The organism is Rhodococcus sp. G-MC3 (assembly GCF_030063335.1).
Classification (GTDB): Bacteria; Actinomycetota; Actinomycetes; order Mycobacteriales; family Mycobacteriaceae; genus Rhodococcoides.
In genome coordinates this window covers 1-15,543 of the sequence record NZ_JASISW010000007.1, presented here as the reverse complement: position 1 = coordinate 15,543, position 15,543 = coordinate 1, and the positions used below count along the sequence as shown (strand labels likewise).

The 15,543-nt window shown below is 63.3% G+C and carries 13 protein-coding genes; 4 read left to right on the top strand and 9 right to left on the bottom strand.

The genetic code is table 11. The features are described 5' to 3' along the window. The first annotated feature begins 148 nt into the window (after positions 1-148). Positions 149-1,057, top strand: coding sequence for a cutinase family protein (locus tag QMK17_RS09305; protein ID WP_283508490.1), 909 nt, complete (start codon positions 149-151; stop codon positions 1,055-1,057). Here the strand turns inward: QMK17_RS09305 and QMK17_RS09300 are convergent. Then, a complete protein-coding gene (locus QMK17_RS09300) occupies positions 1,054-2,589 on the bottom strand; it encodes an MFS transporter (RefSeq protein ID WP_283508488.1) in 1,536 nt (511 codons plus the stop codon). The two genes, QMK17_RS09305 and QMK17_RS09300, sit on opposite strands and share 4 nt — an antisense overlap. Before the next feature lie 93 nt (positions 2,590-2,682). Here QMK17_RS09300 and QMK17_RS09295 point away from each other — a divergent pair, with 93 nt between their 5' ends. Next, positions 2,683-2,979 (top strand): putative quinol monooxygenase, encoded by a 297-nt coding sequence (locus QMK17_RS09295; RefSeq protein WP_283508867.1) that lies wholly within the window; start codon positions 2,683-2,685, stop codon positions 2,977-2,979. Here the strand turns inward: QMK17_RS09295 and QMK17_RS09290 are convergent. The 3 genes from QMK17_RS09290 to QMK17_RS09280 all read right to left on the bottom strand — a co-directional run bounded on the left by QMK17_RS09290 (position 2,962) and on the right by QMK17_RS09280 (position 6,045). After that, positions 2,962-4,425, bottom strand: a complete 1,464-nt coding sequence (locus tag QMK17_RS09290; protein ID WP_283508487.1) for a phage infection protein — start codon at positions 4,423-4,425, stop codon at positions 2,962-2,964. The two genes, QMK17_RS09295 and QMK17_RS09290, sit on opposite strands and share 18 nt — an antisense overlap. A gap of 116 nt (positions 4,426-4,541) precedes the next feature. Continuing rightward, positions 4,542-5,138, bottom strand: a complete 597-nt coding sequence (locus QMK17_RS09285) for a histidine phosphatase family protein (protein ID WP_283508485.1) — start codon at positions 5,136-5,138, stop codon at positions 4,542-4,544. Between the two features lie 4 nt (positions 5,139-5,142). Next, positions 5,143-6,045: a LysR family transcriptional regulator gene (locus QMK17_RS09280; RefSeq protein WP_283508484.1), complete on the bottom strand. Its 903-nt coding sequence runs from the start codon at positions 6,043-6,045 to the stop codon at positions 5,143-5,145. Positions 6,046-6,128: 83 nt separating this feature from the next. On the opposite strand from QMK17_RS09280, the gene QMK17_RS09275 reads away from it, so the two are divergent. Continuing rightward, on the top strand, positions 6,129-7,331 hold the full coding sequence (locus tag QMK17_RS09275) for an MFS transporter (RefSeq protein WP_283508483.1): 1,203 nt from the start codon (positions 6,129-6,131) through the stop codon (positions 7,329-7,331). Between the two features lie 45 nt (positions 7,332-7,376). Here QMK17_RS09275 and QMK17_RS09270 read toward each other — a convergent pair whose 3' ends face one another. From QMK17_RS09270 to QMK17_RS09250, 5 genes are all read right to left on the bottom strand, one after another. Then, entirely contained in the window at positions 7,377-7,775 is a 399-nt protein-coding gene (locus tag QMK17_RS09270; protein WP_283508482.1) for a PPOX class F420-dependent oxidoreductase, read from the bottom strand. 79 nt (positions 7,776-7,854) lie between these two features. Continuing rightward, the gene (locus QMK17_RS09265) at positions 7,855-8,862 is read right to left on the bottom strand and encodes a beta-ketoacyl-ACP synthase III (RefSeq protein ID WP_283508481.1); all 1,008 of its coding nucleotides are present in this window, start codon (positions 8,860-8,862) and stop codon (positions 7,855-7,857) included. A 75-nt stretch (positions 8,863-8,937) separates the two neighbouring features. Next, positions 8,938-9,849, bottom strand: a complete 912-nt coding sequence (locus QMK17_RS09260; RefSeq protein ID WP_283508480.1) for an alpha/beta fold hydrolase — start codon at positions 9,847-9,849, stop codon at positions 8,938-8,940. Between the two features lie 94 nt (positions 9,850-9,943). Next, positions 9,944-13,228, bottom strand: a complete 3,285-nt coding sequence (lysX, locus tag QMK17_RS09255; RefSeq protein WP_283508865.1) for a bifunctional lysylphosphatidylglycerol synthetase/lysine--tRNA ligase LysX — start codon at positions 13,226-13,228, stop codon at positions 9,944-9,946. Between the two features lie 110 nt (positions 13,229-13,338). After that, the gene (locus QMK17_RS09250; protein ID WP_283508479.1) at positions 13,339-14,583 is read right to left on the bottom strand and encodes a fatty acid desaturase family protein; all 1,245 of its coding nucleotides are present in this window, start codon (positions 14,581-14,583) and stop codon (positions 13,339-13,341) included. 185 nt (positions 14,584-14,768) lie between these two features. Between QMK17_RS09250 and QMK17_RS09245 the strand changes: the two genes are divergently transcribed. Continuing rightward, the gene (locus QMK17_RS09245; RefSeq protein WP_283508478.1) at positions 14,769-15,242 is read left to right on the top strand and encodes a hypothetical protein; all 474 of its coding nucleotides are present in this window, start codon (positions 14,769-14,771) and stop codon (positions 15,240-15,242) included. The last annotated feature ends 301 nt before the right edge of the window (positions 15,243-15,543 follow it).

Sequence of the window (15,543 nt, the reverse complement as noted above, 5' to 3'; positions counted from 1 at the left end):
CCTTTTCGTTATACGTGGTGACACGTCACAGCTTTAGGTAACATCTGTTCACCGATTGGGCATCGATTCGACATAGAAGCCTGGCATCCTCGGTTTCGAAGTCGGACGTTCGTCGATGGAATGTGCTTAATTCAGTGAGGCCACAGATATGCGCGTGAAACAGATCGTCGCCACCATCGGATCCGTTGCCGCCGTCTTGGCGGGAACCTCCGTCTTGTCGGCGCCCGCCGCTTCCGCCGAGCCGGGTTGCCCCGATCTTTATGTCGTCGCGATTCCCGGTACCTGGGAGACCAGTTCGGGCGCAGCTCCGAAGCCCGGCATGTTGACCGCTGTCACGGATCGCATCTCGAGTTCCGCCATCAGGACCGATTACGTGTCCTATCCGGCGACGGCGTTTCCGTGGGAAGGCGGCGTCTACGGCGAATCGCGCGCCGTCGCGACGGCCAATGCAGGCGGCATGCTTTCGGCGATGGCCGCGCAGTGCGGAGCAACGAAGTTCGGCATCATCGGTTACAGCCAGGGTGCCGACGCCGCAGGCGATCTCGCCGCGTCCATTGGAACCGGCTTGGGCGTTGTGCCGGCGGATCGGGTGGTCGCCGTCGGGCTGATCTCCGATCCGAAACGATCCGACACCGATGCACTGGTCGGCCCCGAGGTGGTTGGGACCGGTGTGGGTGGCCCTCGCGTCGGCGGGTTCGGATATGTCAGCCCCGTGGTCAAGACGTTCTGTGCCGTAGGCGATCTGTACTGCTCGACGCCCAAGGACGACTACGTAGCCCGTCTCGCAGGCTTCCTCGCGGTGTCCTCGGATCCGACTCCCGACGTCGTCGCGCAGGCACAGCGGGATGCACAAGTCCTGCTCGGCGACATCGCGTCGGCCGGCGGTTTGCCGGTCCTGCAGGGACAGCTGTCGGACCAGGCGAACGAGCAACGTCGCCGCGAGATCGAGGCGTTCTACCGCTCCGGGATTCATCAGGAATACGGCTCGTACGCAGTGGATTCGGGTGGAACCAGCGCTACCACGTGGTTGGCGAATTACCTCCGCGAGAGCATCTAGCTTTTCTGGGTAGTCGTTTTGCCACGAAAGAGCAGATAGATCACGACGGAGCTGACTGCCATCAGTGCCGCGCTCCACACGGCGGCCAGATTCAGGCCGTCGACGAAGCTGGAGGCGGCGAGATCACGCAAGCCGTCGGCAAGCGGCGCCGGAAGGACATCCGCGACAGCGATGCCGCCGCCGATGGTTTCCGACGCTGGTCCGGCGATTTCCGGTGGTGTGCCGGGCGGGAGCGAGCCCTCGATGCCGTGGCGATAGACGGTGGTTCCGATGGTGCCCAGGATTGCAATGCCGACGGCTCCACCCAGCTCGGCTCCGGTCTCCGACAATGCCGAAGCGGCACCGGCTTTCTCGGGAGCGGCCGCGGTCAGCACGATATCGGAGTTCAACGTCGACGCCGCTCCGACGCCGAGCGTGATGAGCGACATCCCGATGATCATCAGTGGAATACCGGAATCGGCGCCGAGGAAGTTCAATGTGAGTGAACCTGCGGCGATCAGCAGCAGTCCGCCCGCGATGATGGTGCCGGTGGGGATGATCTTGCTCAGGCTCGGCGAGAAGACAGCGCCCGTCGCGGCGGCGACGGCGGGAATCAGAAGCCACAGCCCCGCGGCGAGCGGGCCGAGCCCGACGATCAGCTGCAGATACTGAGAGGCGAACAAGCTGAAACCGGTGAGCGCGAAAATCACCAAGAACTGCACGAGAACCGCGGCCGTGAAAGCTCGTTCGGCGAACAATGAGATGTCGATGAGCGGATCCTTGCCGCGCCGCTGGCGAAGTACGAAGAAGAAGCCGAGCACGAGTCCGACCACGGCAGTGACGATGGTGGTTGCGTCGAACCCATCCTGCGCGCCGTGTTTGATGGCGTAGACGATGCTCAGCATCGAGGCGACCGACAGAATCACGCTGATCGGATCGAAGCGTCCGGGTTCGGGATCCTTGAACTCGGGGACGAGCAGTGGCGCCGCGATCAGCAGTACGACCATGACCGGGATGTTGACGAGAAACACCGAGCCCCACCAGAAGTGCTCGAGCAGGAAACCGCCGATGACCGGGCCGATCGCACCTCCGCCTGCGAAGCCCGCGGTCCACATCCCGATAGCTTCTTTGCGCTGGGCCGGGTCGTGGAACATGTTGCGGATCAACGACAGTGTGCTCGGCGCGATCGTCGCACCGCCGACACCCAACAACGCCCGTGAGACCAGCAACATCTCAGGGGTCGTGGAGAACGCGGCGATCAGCGAGGCTGCGCCGAAGACGAGTGCGCCGATCATGAGCAGCCGTCGTCGACCTATGCGGTCGCCGACGGATCCCATCGTGATGAGCAGTCCTGCGAGGAAGAATCCGTAGAGGTCGAGGATCCAGAGTGTCTGATTGCTGCTCGGTTCCAGATCGGCGACCACCGCGGGCAATGCCAGATACAGAACGGAGATGTCCATGGATACGAGCAGTATGGGTATCACCAGGACACTCAGTCCGAGCCAGTCCCTGCGTGTCGCCCTGTTGGTGTCGATGTCGTACCTGTGGGCCACGATTTCCTTTCACCCGGTGTGCAGGTCCCCATGACGGTACCGTCGGAGCTTCAGGTTGCTGTGAAAGGCAACCACTTCGGAGAGGAAAATTTTGTGCTCAGTGATCTGAAGGTCGTCGCAACGATCACCGCGAAGCCGGAGTCCGTGGATGCAGTCCGTGCGGGCTTGGCCGCGCTCGCTGCGGAGACGCTTCACGAGGACGGCAACGTCTCGTACGAACTGTTCGAATCGGGTTCTGAGCCCGGCACGTTCGTCACCATCGAGGTGTGGCGTTCGGAGGACGATCTGGCTGCTCACATGCAGTCGCCGCACCTGCAGAAGGCACTGGGCGAATTCGGTGAGCATCTGGCCGCGCCGCCGGCCATTCACCCGCTACGCGTAATTGGGTAGTTCCGCGTCGGAACGCTCTTTCGCCGTGCCGGTCTTGTAGACGAGGTCGGATACGGCGAGCAGCACCGCCGTCAGGGCGACGGCCAACCATCCGGTCGACGTCATCTGCCCGTACCCGATCTCGCGGGCCCCGGCAGCGGTGTACGCCATCGGCATGAAGGCCGACAGCTGTCCCCAGATGGCCGCGCTCGATGCGTACGCAGCGCCGCACACCACAACCTGAACTACCAGCAGAGCGACGTTGACCGCTTGCCCGACGGTGGCGCCCAGCATCCGTTGGATTGCACCGGCGGCGGCCAGATACGCGGCAGCGGAGACGACGAGGAAGACGCCTGCCCCGAGCAGGTCGGCGATTTTCGCGTCCGGTGCGGTGAACGCAAATGCCAGCGCTGCACAGATACCGACGGCGAGGATGGCGAGGGTCGCCGCCATCCACCGCAGTCGTGAGTCGCGGCTGAGCACGCGGACGAGGCTGACCGCACCGATTGCGCCGACAGCGACCAGAGCAGCGATGAGGTACGGCGCGACTGGGTTCGAGGACGTGGTTGTCTCCGAGATCGGCGCTGCGGTGTCAGTCACCGCGAGTTCCTTGGCCGTCGGGAGTCCCGCCGATGCTGCTTGCACGTTGGTTTGGATGCCAGTGACGATTCCGGAGACCGGGCCTACGGCCGTCACCAGCTGGTCGGTTCCGGCGCGAAGTTGTTCGCCGCCGACGTCGAGCTGCCCTAGTCCGTCGCGGAGTTGAACGGTGGCGTCGCCAAGTTGTCCTGTGGCAGAGAGAAACTGACTCGACGGATCGTTGAGTTCGCCGGACAGCTGGCGGGCGCCGCCCTTGAGGGTGCTCAACTGGTCCAGTGTCGACGGTCCGAAGCCCTGGTTGTTCAGTGTGTCGATGACGGATCGGATCTGGCCCGAGATCGCGTCGGAACCCGGGTGCGGGAAGCTGTCGACCTGCCGGGCGGTGGCTTCCAACTTGGCCGTGAAGTCAGCTTGTTGATCGCCGAAGCCCGTCAGGCGATCAACCAGCTGGTCGACGCCGCCGCTGATCTGCGAAGCACCGTCGCCGAGCTGGCCTATGCCGGCGCGGTACTGGCCGAAGCCGTCCGCTAGCTGAATCGTGCCGTCGTGTGCCTGAGTGATGCCGCCGGTGAGCTGCACGACCCCGTCGTTGAGTTGTTTTCCGCCATCGGTCAGCTGAGACACGCCGCCGGACAGGAAGCTGATGGGTAGCCCGGCATCCTGCAAACTCTTCCTCGAGTCGGCGAGAGGATCGCCGGTCGTTCTCGGTTGAGTTTCCGCACCAGCGGTCGTGGTCGTGGAGGTCGACGAGGAGTCAGGGCTCAGGTCGTACCCTGCGCCGAGCGCGAAAGAACCGGCAGCCACCAGCGGAAAAGCGATGGCGACGAGTGCAGCGGACGGCCTGCGGAGGATGCGAAATTTACCCATAGTGATCTCGAGGCTAGCTTGCTGCAGGTCGCGAGCAGACCACGCTGGACGGCGAAGTGGACGGAAACTACCGTCTGACCAGGCTCTTTAAGAGCTCTCTGAGGATCTGTCGGCCATCAGCGGTTACGGGGCAGAACATCCCAGACGTGTTGGGTTTCATTGACCGACGTCACCGATCGATTACCATTGCGCGAGTACAAGACTCGCGTGATCGAGCAATAATCGATGGGGAATCCGAGGACTCTCGGGGTGCCCAGGATGTCCTGCAACACAATGTTGATCACTCCGCCATGCGCGAAGACGACCACAGTATCGGTATGTTCGGCGCTCTCGATGGCCGAGGAGATCCCGGCGAGCACACGCTCCCGGAAGGCGTCCTCGTCCACCTGCTCGGGGAGATGACCGGCTTTGATGCGATCGAACGCAGCGCCGAACTCGGTGCGGGCATCCTCGATGGGGATGTAACCGCCGAAATCTCGGTCGTACTCGGCGAGGCGTTCGTCGGTCTCTAGGGGCAGGCCGAGTTCGGCGGCGGAGACGGTACCGGTTTGTACGGCACGCAACTGCGTGCTCGACACCGTGCGGGTGATGGAGAACCTGGCCAGGGCCGCGGGCACTCTTCCGGCCTGCTCGTGCCCGAGTTCGGCGAGTGGGGGATCGGCAGAATCGTCCGAACGTTGTGGAAGCGCGTGGCGTACCAGAATGAGCTGCACCGACCTACCTAACCACGAGAGAGCGCCCGATCCTGACGACCATTGCCCGGAACGCCGCGACCTGACTCGCGGCGGTGCGTTGGGACCAGACCATGCCGATACGTCGCCGGGCAGTCTGGTTATCGATGCGGATTTCGACGGATTCGGGCCCGTGGCCGCGCAGTCGCGGGAGGATGCTGATTCCAAGTCCGGCGCCGACGAACCCGCGGATGGTGTGGATGTCCTGCCCCTCGAAGGCGATCGTGGGGGTGAAGCCTGCTTCGGCCCACAGTTCGTCGCAGATGGATCGCATGCCGAAGCCGTGTCCCATGGCGACGTAGTTCTCGTCGGCGGTGTCGCTCAGATTCACACTTCGACGCATCGCAAGACGGTGGTCCGATGGGACCACGAGGACGAGTCGCTCTTCGTACAGCTGGAAGGAGTTGCTGTCGGTGTGCTCGTTGCTGAGGGCGACGAATGCGACGTCGGACCGGCCGTCGTCGAGGCCGTCGAGGCACCGTGCCCGCGCGCCCTGATCGAGTCCGAACGTGACGGCGGGGTGATCGGTGCGGAACTGCTTGACCAGCGCGGGCACGAGGTCCTCACCGAGCGTGTTCTGGAAGCTGATCGAAATGTGACCGCGCGCGCGGGCGTCGTGCTCGCTCATCGCGTCGAGGCCTGCTTCGAGGTCGACGGCAACGCGCTGCAGGTAGGGGATCAAGATCCTGCCCGCGGGAGTCAGGGAAATTCCACGACCATGACGTTCGACGATCTCCACGCCCAAGACTTTCGATGCACGTGCGATCTGGCGGCTGACCGTCGGTTGCGGGATTCCCAAGATATGCGATGCCTCGGTGACGTGTTCGGTGTCGGCGACGGCGAGGAGCGTCGGTATGAGGGGGAGCAGCTCCTGGGCTTCGACGCGCATGAACAGAATCATATCGCTGACGTATGGGTATCCGCTCCTTCATGCATTGGACGCATGCCCGGCAAACTTCTAACGTCGAAGCAATGAGTTCGTCAACCGAGAGCACCCTCGAGTGGGAGGGTCACCCGCAGGGATCACGCGAATACAAGCGGCTCGTCGCAGCGCTGCTGTTCGCCGGAATCGCGACGTTCGCGCAGCTCTACTCGGTGCAGGGCATCCTCCCGCTCATCGCGTCGAACCTCGAGATCACGCCGTCGCAGTCCTCCCTCGCAGTCGGGTTGGCCACCGTGGGCGTCGCTGTGTCGGTGTTGCCGTGGTCCGTGGCGGCCGACAGGATCGGCCGAGTCAAGGCCATGAGCGCCTCGATCATCGTCGCGACGGTGTTCGGGCTGCTCGTGCCGTTGTCGTCCTCGCTTCCCATGTTGCTGACGCTGCGATTCTTCGAGGGTGCTGCGCTCGGCGGGTTGCCCGCGATCGCGATCGCATACCTGAGCGAGGAAGTGCATCGCACACACACTGCTCTGGCTGCGGCGACCTATGTATCGGGGACGACGCTCGGAGGGCTGCTCGGACGAATTGTGTCGGGCCCGGTCGCCGAACTGACGAACTGGAGGATCGGAACGCTGACCGTGTCCGTCATCGCCGCTGTCGCTGCAGGACTGTTTCTTCTGCTCGCGCCGACGCCGCGGCGATCGCCGGTCATCGAACAGGACGGGCCGTCATTGGGAGCGCGTGTGTGGGCGAACCTCCGCGACCCCGGATTGCTGGCGCTCTACTCGCAAGGTTTCCTGCTGATGGGCGGATTCGTCGCGATCTACAACTTCCTCGGCTTCCGGCTGGAGGCGGCGCCGTTCGGCCTGCCGCAGTCGCTGATCAGCCTCATTTTTGTGGCCTACCTCAGCGGAACCGTTTCCTCGCGTGTGGCGGGCCGGCTCGCTCTCGAGCACGGCCGCGGGCCGGTCCTCGCTGGATCGACGGCAGTGATGATCGCGGGCGTCGCACTGACGATCAGCAGCAACCTGGTCGTGTTGCTCGCCGGGCTCGTCGTGCTGACGATCGGGTTCTTCGCAGCGCACGCTATCGCGTCGGGCTGGACGGGTCAGCGCGCGAGCGTCGGGCGGGCGCAGGCGACATCGCTGTACAACCTCTTCTACTACGGCGGATCCAGCGTGGTCGGCTGGTGCGGAGGGTTGATCTTCCAGCAGTTCGGGTGGACCGCCATGGCGTTGTTCGTCATGGGGCTAGCGGTGGTAGCAATGGCCGCGGCGCGGCTCGTGCGCATTTAGATGCGTCCCTGTGTCACCGAGCGCGCACGGCCGCGAGGCGCATCACTAGCCGACTTTGCCCCAGCCGACGTAGGCGTCGATCCCGAGGTGGCCGGTGACGCGTGCCTGGTCGCGCACGGGGTACGGGTCACCTGTGTAGTGGGCGGAGATACGGTCGATGTCGACCAGATCCGGATCGTCCTGCAGCGTGATGGTGCCGTGGACGGTTACGTGGGTGTACCAGCTGGACTCGTCGAGCACCGAGATCGAGACCTTCGGATTGGCCTTGATGTGCTCGAGGCGCTTACGGTCGGCCTGGAAGTTGAGGACGATCTTGCCGTCCTCCCACAGGTACCAGGTGGGTGCGGTGATGGGGGTGCCGTCGGCGCGCACCACAGCCATGACGGCAGGGTTCGGCTTCTTCAGCAGTTCGATGGCATCTTCGGGCAACGGTGGCTTCGGCATGAGGTCAACCCTACGTGCCCCGGAATCGACGATGCGGCCGAATTTCGGGTGAAATCCGGCCGCATCGTCGAACGTGTTGTTACAGCTTCGGAAGCTTGACGACCTGGCCTGCGTAGGACAGTCCGGCACCGAACGCAAGCAGCAATGCGGTGTCACCGCTCTTGGCCTTACCGGTGCGGAGCAGCTCCTCCATCGCCAGCGGGATCGATGCAGCCGAGGTGTTGCCGGTCTCGGCGATGTCGTTGGCGACCGGTGTGTCGTCGTTGAGGTGCAGGCTCTTCGCCAGCAGCTCGGTGATGCGGCTGTTGGCTTGGTGCGGCACAAACGCGTGCAGCTCGTCCGCCCTGACTCCGGCGACGTCCAGAACCTTTTGGGCAGCCTTGCCCATCTCGAATGCGGCCCAGCGGAACACGGAGATGCCGTTCATCTTGATCCAGGGACGCTCGGCGCCCTCGGTCTTGATGTAGTCGAACCAGTCGATGGTCTGGTGGATGGCGTCTGCCTGTGAGCCGTCGGAGCCCCACACTGCAGGTCCGATCTCGGTTTCGTCGCTCTGGCCGACCACCACGGCACCTGCGCCGTCGGCGAAGATGAATCGCGTCGTGCGGTCGTACGGATCGGTGGTCTCGCTCAGCTGCTCGGCGCCGATGACGAGGACGTACTGGGAAGTGCCGGCCTTGACCAAGTCGGATGCGACGGTCAGTGCGTAGCAGAATCCGGCACAGCCTGCGCCGATGTCGAATGCAGCCGGGCCGCTGGTGCCGAGCGCATGGGCAACCTTGGCCGCAGCTTGCGGTGTCTGCTCGAGGTGCGTCGACGTCGCGACGATAACGGTGTCGATCTGTTCTGCGGAGACGCCGCTGGCTTCGAGAGCCTTCTTACCCGCCTCGATCGACATGTAGACGACATTTTGTTTCGGCTCGGTGAATCGCCGATTCTTGATGCCCGACCGCGTCTGAATCCACTCGTCGCTCGAGTCGATGAACTCGCAAATTTCGTCGTTGGTCACCACCCGCTCGGGTCGGTGGACACCCAAGCCGAGAAGCTTGGACTGCCGGCCTGAAGTCGTGCTGATCGATACAGCCATCTTCTGTTCCTCTCGTGCTACCGCGCCATCGCCGAACTTTGGCTCGGGTCTTGGGTGCGGGCTCGGGAGCACACGTTACGTGTCGAGCACTTCGTGCTGTGACACCAGTTCGGCGATCAAGCCTGCCACCTGGGCTGGTTGGTCGATCATCGCGTGGTGACGGGCATCGGCGACCACGATGAACTGTGCGTCCAGGTACCGCGCGAGTCTTCGTTGTTTCGCCAGCCACCGGCGTCCCCACGGAGTCGTCCTGCCGGTGTGAGCAGCAGCGACGGTGACGGGAATGGCAGGCATCGATATGCGACGCCTGATCGTGTTCAGTTCCAGAGCCATGTCCGGGTAGACGAAGTCCTCGATCAGTGCCGCCTCCAGGTACGACGGCGTGGAATAGATCCGGTTGATCCAGTCGTAGGTTTCAATGGGAATCCCGTCGGGCGGGATCGATTGGTTCAGGATGCGCCTGACGGTGGTGCCGAGCAACCGCTGCAGTCCGCTCGTGCTCAGTGCTGCTGAAAGCCCGTAGGCGACCGCAATCCGAAACCTCTTGGGCACGATTCGCCATGGGTCGCGTTCGGCGCTGGATTCGAGCAACAGCACGCCCGACGTCCGATCCGGGTGCAGGCGGGCGAAGGCTTCGGCATAGAAGCCGGCAATCGAATGCCCGACGACGACTGCGGGCCCCGTCAACTCCAGTGCGTCGAGAACTCCGAGGATGCGGGCTGCCTCCGCTGTCACGGTCGGAGTTTCTCCATGCGGCAGCGGCTCACTGAGCCCGAAACCGGGCCGATCGAATATCACGACCGTGTGGAATGCGGCCAGAACCCGAGCGCAGTCGTCCCAGTCGAACCAATTGCTCCCCAAGCCGCCGCACAGCACCACCGTTGGGCCGCCACCCGTAATCACAACGTGGGTCTTGCGCCCAGAAACAGTGACGAACCGGCCCGGAGGCTGCTGTTCGACGTGCCGCCGATGTTTCACGTTAAACATTTTCTGCTTTCGTGGGCCGCTCCGGCAAGGATTACCAGCGAAAATGCGAAAAACGCAGTGTGCAGTTGATCAGTCCGCGCGATCGCGATCCACATTATTGACGTGGTTTGGCAAGCGGAAACGCGAGTGTCTCGCGGATGCTTCCGCCGGTGATGAGCATGACGACGCGATCGACGCCCATGCCGAGGCCGCCGGTGGGCGGCATCCCGTACTCGAGAGCTTGCAGGAAGTCCTCGTCGAGCGACATCGCTTCCTCGTCGCCGCCCGCAGCGAGCATCGACTGCTCGGTCAGGCGCTGGCGCTGATCGACGGGGTCGGTGAGCTCGCTGTACGCGGTCCCCAGTTCGACGCCCCAAGCAACGAGATCCCACTTCTCGGCGACGCCAGGAATCGACCGATGAGGCCGGGTCAGCGGCGACATCGACGTCGGGAAATCCTTGTAGAACGTCGGGAACTCGGTGTAGTCCTCGACGAGGTGCTCATACATACCCTGTGCGACGGCTCCTGCATCCCAATCCTTTTCGTACGGAATCTCGTTCTCATCGCACAGTCGCCGCAGTTCCTCGAGCGAGGAGGCAGGGGAGACGTCAACGCCCAGTTTTTCCGCGACGGACCCGTGCACCGTCTTGACCGGCCATTCACCGGAGATGTCGATCTCGATCATGTCTCCGTCGGGTCCGTCGGGGCGAAGGACGATCTCGCGTCCGTGTGCCGCGACGGCTGCCTTCTGAATAAGCTCGCGGCACAACACCATTGCGCGTTCGTAGTCGCTGTGTGCCTCGTAGGCCTCGAGGATGGTGAACTCGGGGTTGTGCTTGAAGTCGGCGCCCTCGTTGCGGAAAACTCGTCCGATTTCGAATACTTTGTCCATGCCTCCGACGCACAACCGCTTGAGGTACAGCTCCGGTGCGATACGCAGATACAGGTCGAGGTTGTAGGCGTTGATGTGGGTGATGAACGGTGCCGCGTTCGCGCCGCCGTGCACCTGCTGAAGGATCGGAGTCTCGACTTCCATGTACCCGCGATCGCCGAGCGAATCTCGAAGGGACTTGACCACATTGCTGCGCGCGATCATCAGATCCCGTGCGCTGCGATTGATCGCGAGGTCGACATAGCGCTGGCGAACACGCGACTCGGGGTCCGTCAGACCCTTCCACTTGTCCGGTAACGGATGCAGGCACTTGGCGTTCATGCGCCAGTCGGATGCGAGAAGCGAGAACTCGCCCTTCTTGCTACGACCGATCGTTCCGCTGATCTCGATCAGGTCGCCCAGGTCGAAGTCCGAATCGAAGCTATCGAGCGCATCGCCGACACGCTCGCGGTCGAAGAGCACCTGGATGTCGTCGGTCCAGTCACGTACAAGCGCAAATGCGACACCGCCGTAGTCCCGGTTCCGGAGAATGCGTCCGGCGATCCTGACCTTCGTACCCTGGGGTGCGGCCAGCGCTTCGGCGACAGAATGCGTCGGGGGATAGGCGACGGGGTAGCCGTCGATCCCTTCACTGGTGAGTCGTTCGAGCTTCGCGATACGGACGCGTACCTGGTCGGGACGCCTGGGGCCCGTCGCCTCTTCCTTTTCCTCGGACAGCTCGGGGCCGCTACCGTCGGGATGGATGTCCGCGCTGCCGACAAGCGCCTGCGGGATCGCAACGTGGCTGCCGGTGTGCTTGCGTGCGCGCCGGAACGTGGGGAGCGTGAGGAAGCCCTCGGCGATCGCGGAGGCGATGCCGACCTTGGGGAGTTCGCGGTTGTCCGCGAAGCACAGGTACCGCGGCTCCCAATCCGGTTGGTATTTGAGGTTGGAGCGATACAGCGCTTCGAGCTGCCACCAGCGTGAGAAGAATACGAGCACCGAGCGCCAGATGCGCAGCACAGGTCCGGCGCCGATTCGGCTGCCTTCCTCGAACACCGCCCGGAAGACCGCGAAGTTGAGCGAAATCTTGCTGATTCCGAATGGCTCTCCACCGGTTGCCAATTCGGAGACGAGAAGTTCGATGACTCCGTTCGGAGACTGGGGATCGCGGCGCATCAGATCGAGTGAGACGCCGGTACGTCCCCACGGTGCGAGTGAAAGCACGCCGACCGTTTTCTCGCCTTGACGTGCCTGCACCAGGAGGCAGTCGCCGTCGAGCGGGTCTCCGAGACGACCGAGGGCCATCGAGAATCCGCGCTCGGTCTCGGTGTCACGCCAGGTGTCGGCGCAGTCGATGATGCCGCCCATTTCGGTTGCCGGGATGTCGCGGTGGCGCCGGATTTCGACGGTGATGCCTGCCTTGCGGGCGCGGTTGACGGCCTGGCGAACGGGCCGCATCTCGCGGCCGTTCAGGTTGAACTGCTTGGTGTGGAGGATGGCTTCGTCGCCGAGCTCGAGGACGCTGAGTCCGGCACGCTTGAACGCCGTCGCGCCGTTCTCGCTCGCGCCCATGACAGCAGGGGACCACCCGTATTTCTCAGCAAGTTCGAGCCAGGCTTCGATTGCATGTGGCCAGGCCTCGGGGTTGCCGATGGGGTCGCCGCTGGCGAGGCAGACACCGATCTCGACGCGGTAGGTGACCGCTGCCTTTCCGCTGGGGGCGAAGACGACGCCCTTGTCGCGCCGGGTGGCGAAGTAGCCGAGAGAATCATCGGCGCCCCACTTGTCGAGCAAGCCGCGGAGCGCGGATTCGTCACTGCCCGTGAGGGCGTTGGACGAGCGCTGCGACCGAAACAGAGTGATGACCGCTGCCAGGAGAGCGAGTGCACCGAACAATCCGAGGAGCGTGTTGACGATCCCGTTGGGACGTCCGTCGAACTGCTCGTTGTCGACTGTGGCGAGTGCGGTGACGCGGTTGAACGCCCACAGGAAGGTCTGGCTTTCCGGGAGAGTGCCGGGGAAGAGTGCGACCAACCCCCACCCGACGAGGGTGCCGACCACCGCACCGAGGATCAGCACGCCCAGTGCCTTCCACCCGGCCCCGCGCCTGACCCGGGTGTAGAACTCCTTGCGTGCCGCGATCAGAATCCCGATGACGACGACATGCACTCCGAGGGCAATCCAGTTGTTGATGTTGTGTTCGCCGATGCCGTCGGCCAGGTTCGTCAGAGCGACAAGCACCAAATAGAGGGTGAGGAACCACCAAGCGATGCGTTTGCGGCTCGCGAGTGCCGCCGCGGTGAGTCCCAGAACGAGGGCCCATGCCAATGACGTGTCAGGGGCGTCGATGTAGTAATTGTCGACGTACTCGCGTGGCACACGCACCAGCAAGCGCAATGCAGGCGAGATACTCCACAGCAAGACGAGCACAGCGAAGACGCCGAGGATCGATCCGCAGATGTGAGGGACCTGGCTGAGTCGTCCGTGCTCAGGCGGAACGAATGCGCGTGGCGCCTTCTTTGCCACGTTGTCCGATTGCTCCGCTGACACCGATGTACTCGTCACAGCTCACTCCTACCGTCAGCACTACCAGTTGCCCCAGGGCAACGGTAGCGCCGACGGCGAGAATCAGCTGATCATTGACTCTGGTGCACCGGGGTGTGTCTGCCGACCATGGACAGAGCTGTGCGTAGTCCGCGACGTTTACCCGTTTCCGGATCCACGCCGAATACTTCTTTCATGCCGCCTCGGATGCGGAACTTGAGCTCCGAGGACGTCTCCGGTGCATCATCGGAGGTAGCCGACAGGAAGCGGTTCGGCAGCGAGAGCTTCATGATGGTGCGAAGCGTCTGTCCGTACTGATGTGCAAGCGAACCCGTCGTGTACGGCAGGTCGTACTTGTCGCACAGCGCGCGGATCTTGACGCCGATCTCGGAATACCTGTTGCTCGGAAGATCCGGGAACAGGTGGTGCTCGATCTGATAGCAGAGGTTGCCGCTCATGAAGGCCAGTGCAGGTCCCGCGGTGAAGTTGGCACTGCCCAGCATCTGTCGCAGGTACCACTCCGGCTGAGTCTCGGTCTCGTACTCGCCGAGCGTGAACTTCTCGGCACCATCGGGAAAATGCCCGCAGAAGATGACGCCGTACGTCCAGTAGTTGCGGATGAAGTTGGCCGTCGCGTTCGCCGTCAGCGTCGTCTTCCACGCAGGTCCGGTGAGTGCCGGGAACAGGATGTAGTCCTTGCCGACCTGCTTCGCGATCTTTCGAAGCACGTCGTAGGCCATCTCCTTCTTGTCTTCCCACTTCACCTCACCGGTGCGGAGCTTGTCCGTTTCCAGGTGGTGCAGCGCGACGCCCCACTCGAAGAACGTGGCCAGCAGCGCGTTGACAAGGGGCTGCGCGAGATATTGCGGAGTCCACTTCTGGTCGCGAGTGATACGAAGGATGCCGTAGCCGACGTCGTTGTCGAGGCCGACGATGTTCGTGTACTTGTGATGGGTGAAGTTGTGCGAGTGCTTCCAGCCGGACGACGGGCACGTGTTGTCCCACTCCCAATTGCTGGAATGGATCTCGGGATCGTTCATCCAATCCCACTGACCATGGATGACGTTGTGGCCCAACTCCATGTTCTCGATGATCTTGCCTGCACCGAGAAGGGCCGTGCCCAACAGCCACGCAGGCTTGTTCTTGCTCGCGAACAACACCACCCGGCCCGCAACCACGAGCGAACGCTGGAACCCGATAGCGCGCTGAATGTACTTCGCGTCCCGCTCGCCCCGCGACTCCTCGACGTCGCGGCGGATGTCGTCCAGTTCCTTACCGAGGGCCTCGATGTCCGCCTCGGTCAAGTGGGCGTACTCCTTGATGTCCGATATCGCCATTTACCCCTCCACGTGCAGAATTTGAGAACGCGCTCGATCGCGGCATATCTTCACAACAGTGGCCCCCGTCACCTACCCAACGGTACGGGTCGCGGGCCTGGGCGTCGACATGTACTGAGGAGACGGTCGTGCCGGCTGGGGTTCTTGGGACCGAGTGCGTCATGTGGTCTCGGGGTGGTGACCGAATGCCGCATTCGGTCACCCAGTCGGAGCCAAGACCATCGTCGATAGAACTGCAGGCGGCCCATGGCAGCGATGCGATGTTGACCGGTCGGGCCGGCCTGGTTCTCCACGGATTCTCGAAGGCCGTGAACACCAATGGAGTCCCGCTGCTGATACCGCACGACAAGCATCGCAAGGACGTGTCGTTCGTGGAGGTGGAGCGGACGTGGAGGTTGCCCGAGTCGACACAATTGTCAGGGCTGCCGGTCGCTCCACTGGGGAGGTGCTTACTCGATGCGGCACGACGCATCGCGGACGAACGGATATGCACGGCACTCATCGCCGAGGTCGTTCAGCGCGGGGCGGTCGATGTGGAGAGTCTGTTGGTCGAATTGAACGAAGGGAGCGGGCGTGGAAGTGCGGTCCCTCGTCGAGTACTTCATGAGCTGTCGGCCGGTGCGCATTCGGTGGCCGAGGTCGGTACCGCTCTTCCATGACTTGGAGGGTGCGCCGATCGGCGGTGGTGTGATGGCTGCGGAGCTGCCCGATAGGCCATGTTCATGACCGAGTCGGCACCGAGCTTGGTGACGCCGAGCAGCTCAACCAACGCTGCGCGCGGCGGCCTCGTTGTCGGCAGCCGCTATAACGGAGATGGCCGCCTGAGGTCTGGCTGGCGTGTCCCCGGTGAACGGGGCCATTTTGTTTTAGAGTCTTGTTGCCCGTGAACTGGGCGGATAGGACGACGGAGAAACATGGCTGGACGAAAGCGCAACTCTGCTGAAGACATCGTGCGCAAAT

Coding starts and splice junctions, on each gene's coding strand:
- QMK17_RS09305 (WP_283508490.1), top strand. CDS start 149: ATGCGCGTGAAACAGATCGTCGCCACCATCGGATCCGTTGCCGCCGTC.
- QMK17_RS09290 (WP_283508487.1), bottom strand. CDS start 4,425: ATGGGTAAATTTCGCATCCTCCGCAGGCCGTCCGCTGCACTCGTCGCC.
- QMK17_RS09280 (WP_283508484.1), bottom strand. CDS start 6,045: ATGCGCGTCGAAGCCCAGGAGCTGCTCCCCCTCATACCGACGCTCCTC.
- QMK17_RS09275 (WP_283508483.1), top strand. CDS start 6,129: ATGAGTTCGTCAACCGAGAGCACCCTCGAGTGGGAGGGTCACCCGCAG.
- QMK17_RS09270 (WP_283508482.1), bottom strand. CDS start 7,775: ATGCCGAAGCCACCGTTGCCCGAAGATGCCATCGAACTGCTGAAGAAG.
- QMK17_RS09265 (WP_283508481.1), bottom strand. CDS start 8,862: ATGGCTGTATCGATCAGCACGACTTCAGGCCGGCAGTCCAAGCTTCTC.
- QMK17_RS09260 (WP_283508480.1), bottom strand. CDS start 9,849: ATGTTTAACGTGAAACATCGGCGGCACGTCGAACAGCAGCCTCCGGGC.
- QMK17_RS09250 (WP_283508479.1), bottom strand. CDS start 14,583: ATGGCGATATCGGACATCAAGGAGTACGCCCACTTGACCGAGGCGGAC.
- QMK17_RS09245 (WP_283508478.1), top strand. CDS start 14,769: ATGCCGCATTCGGTCACCCAGTCGGAGCCAAGACCATCGTCGATAGAA.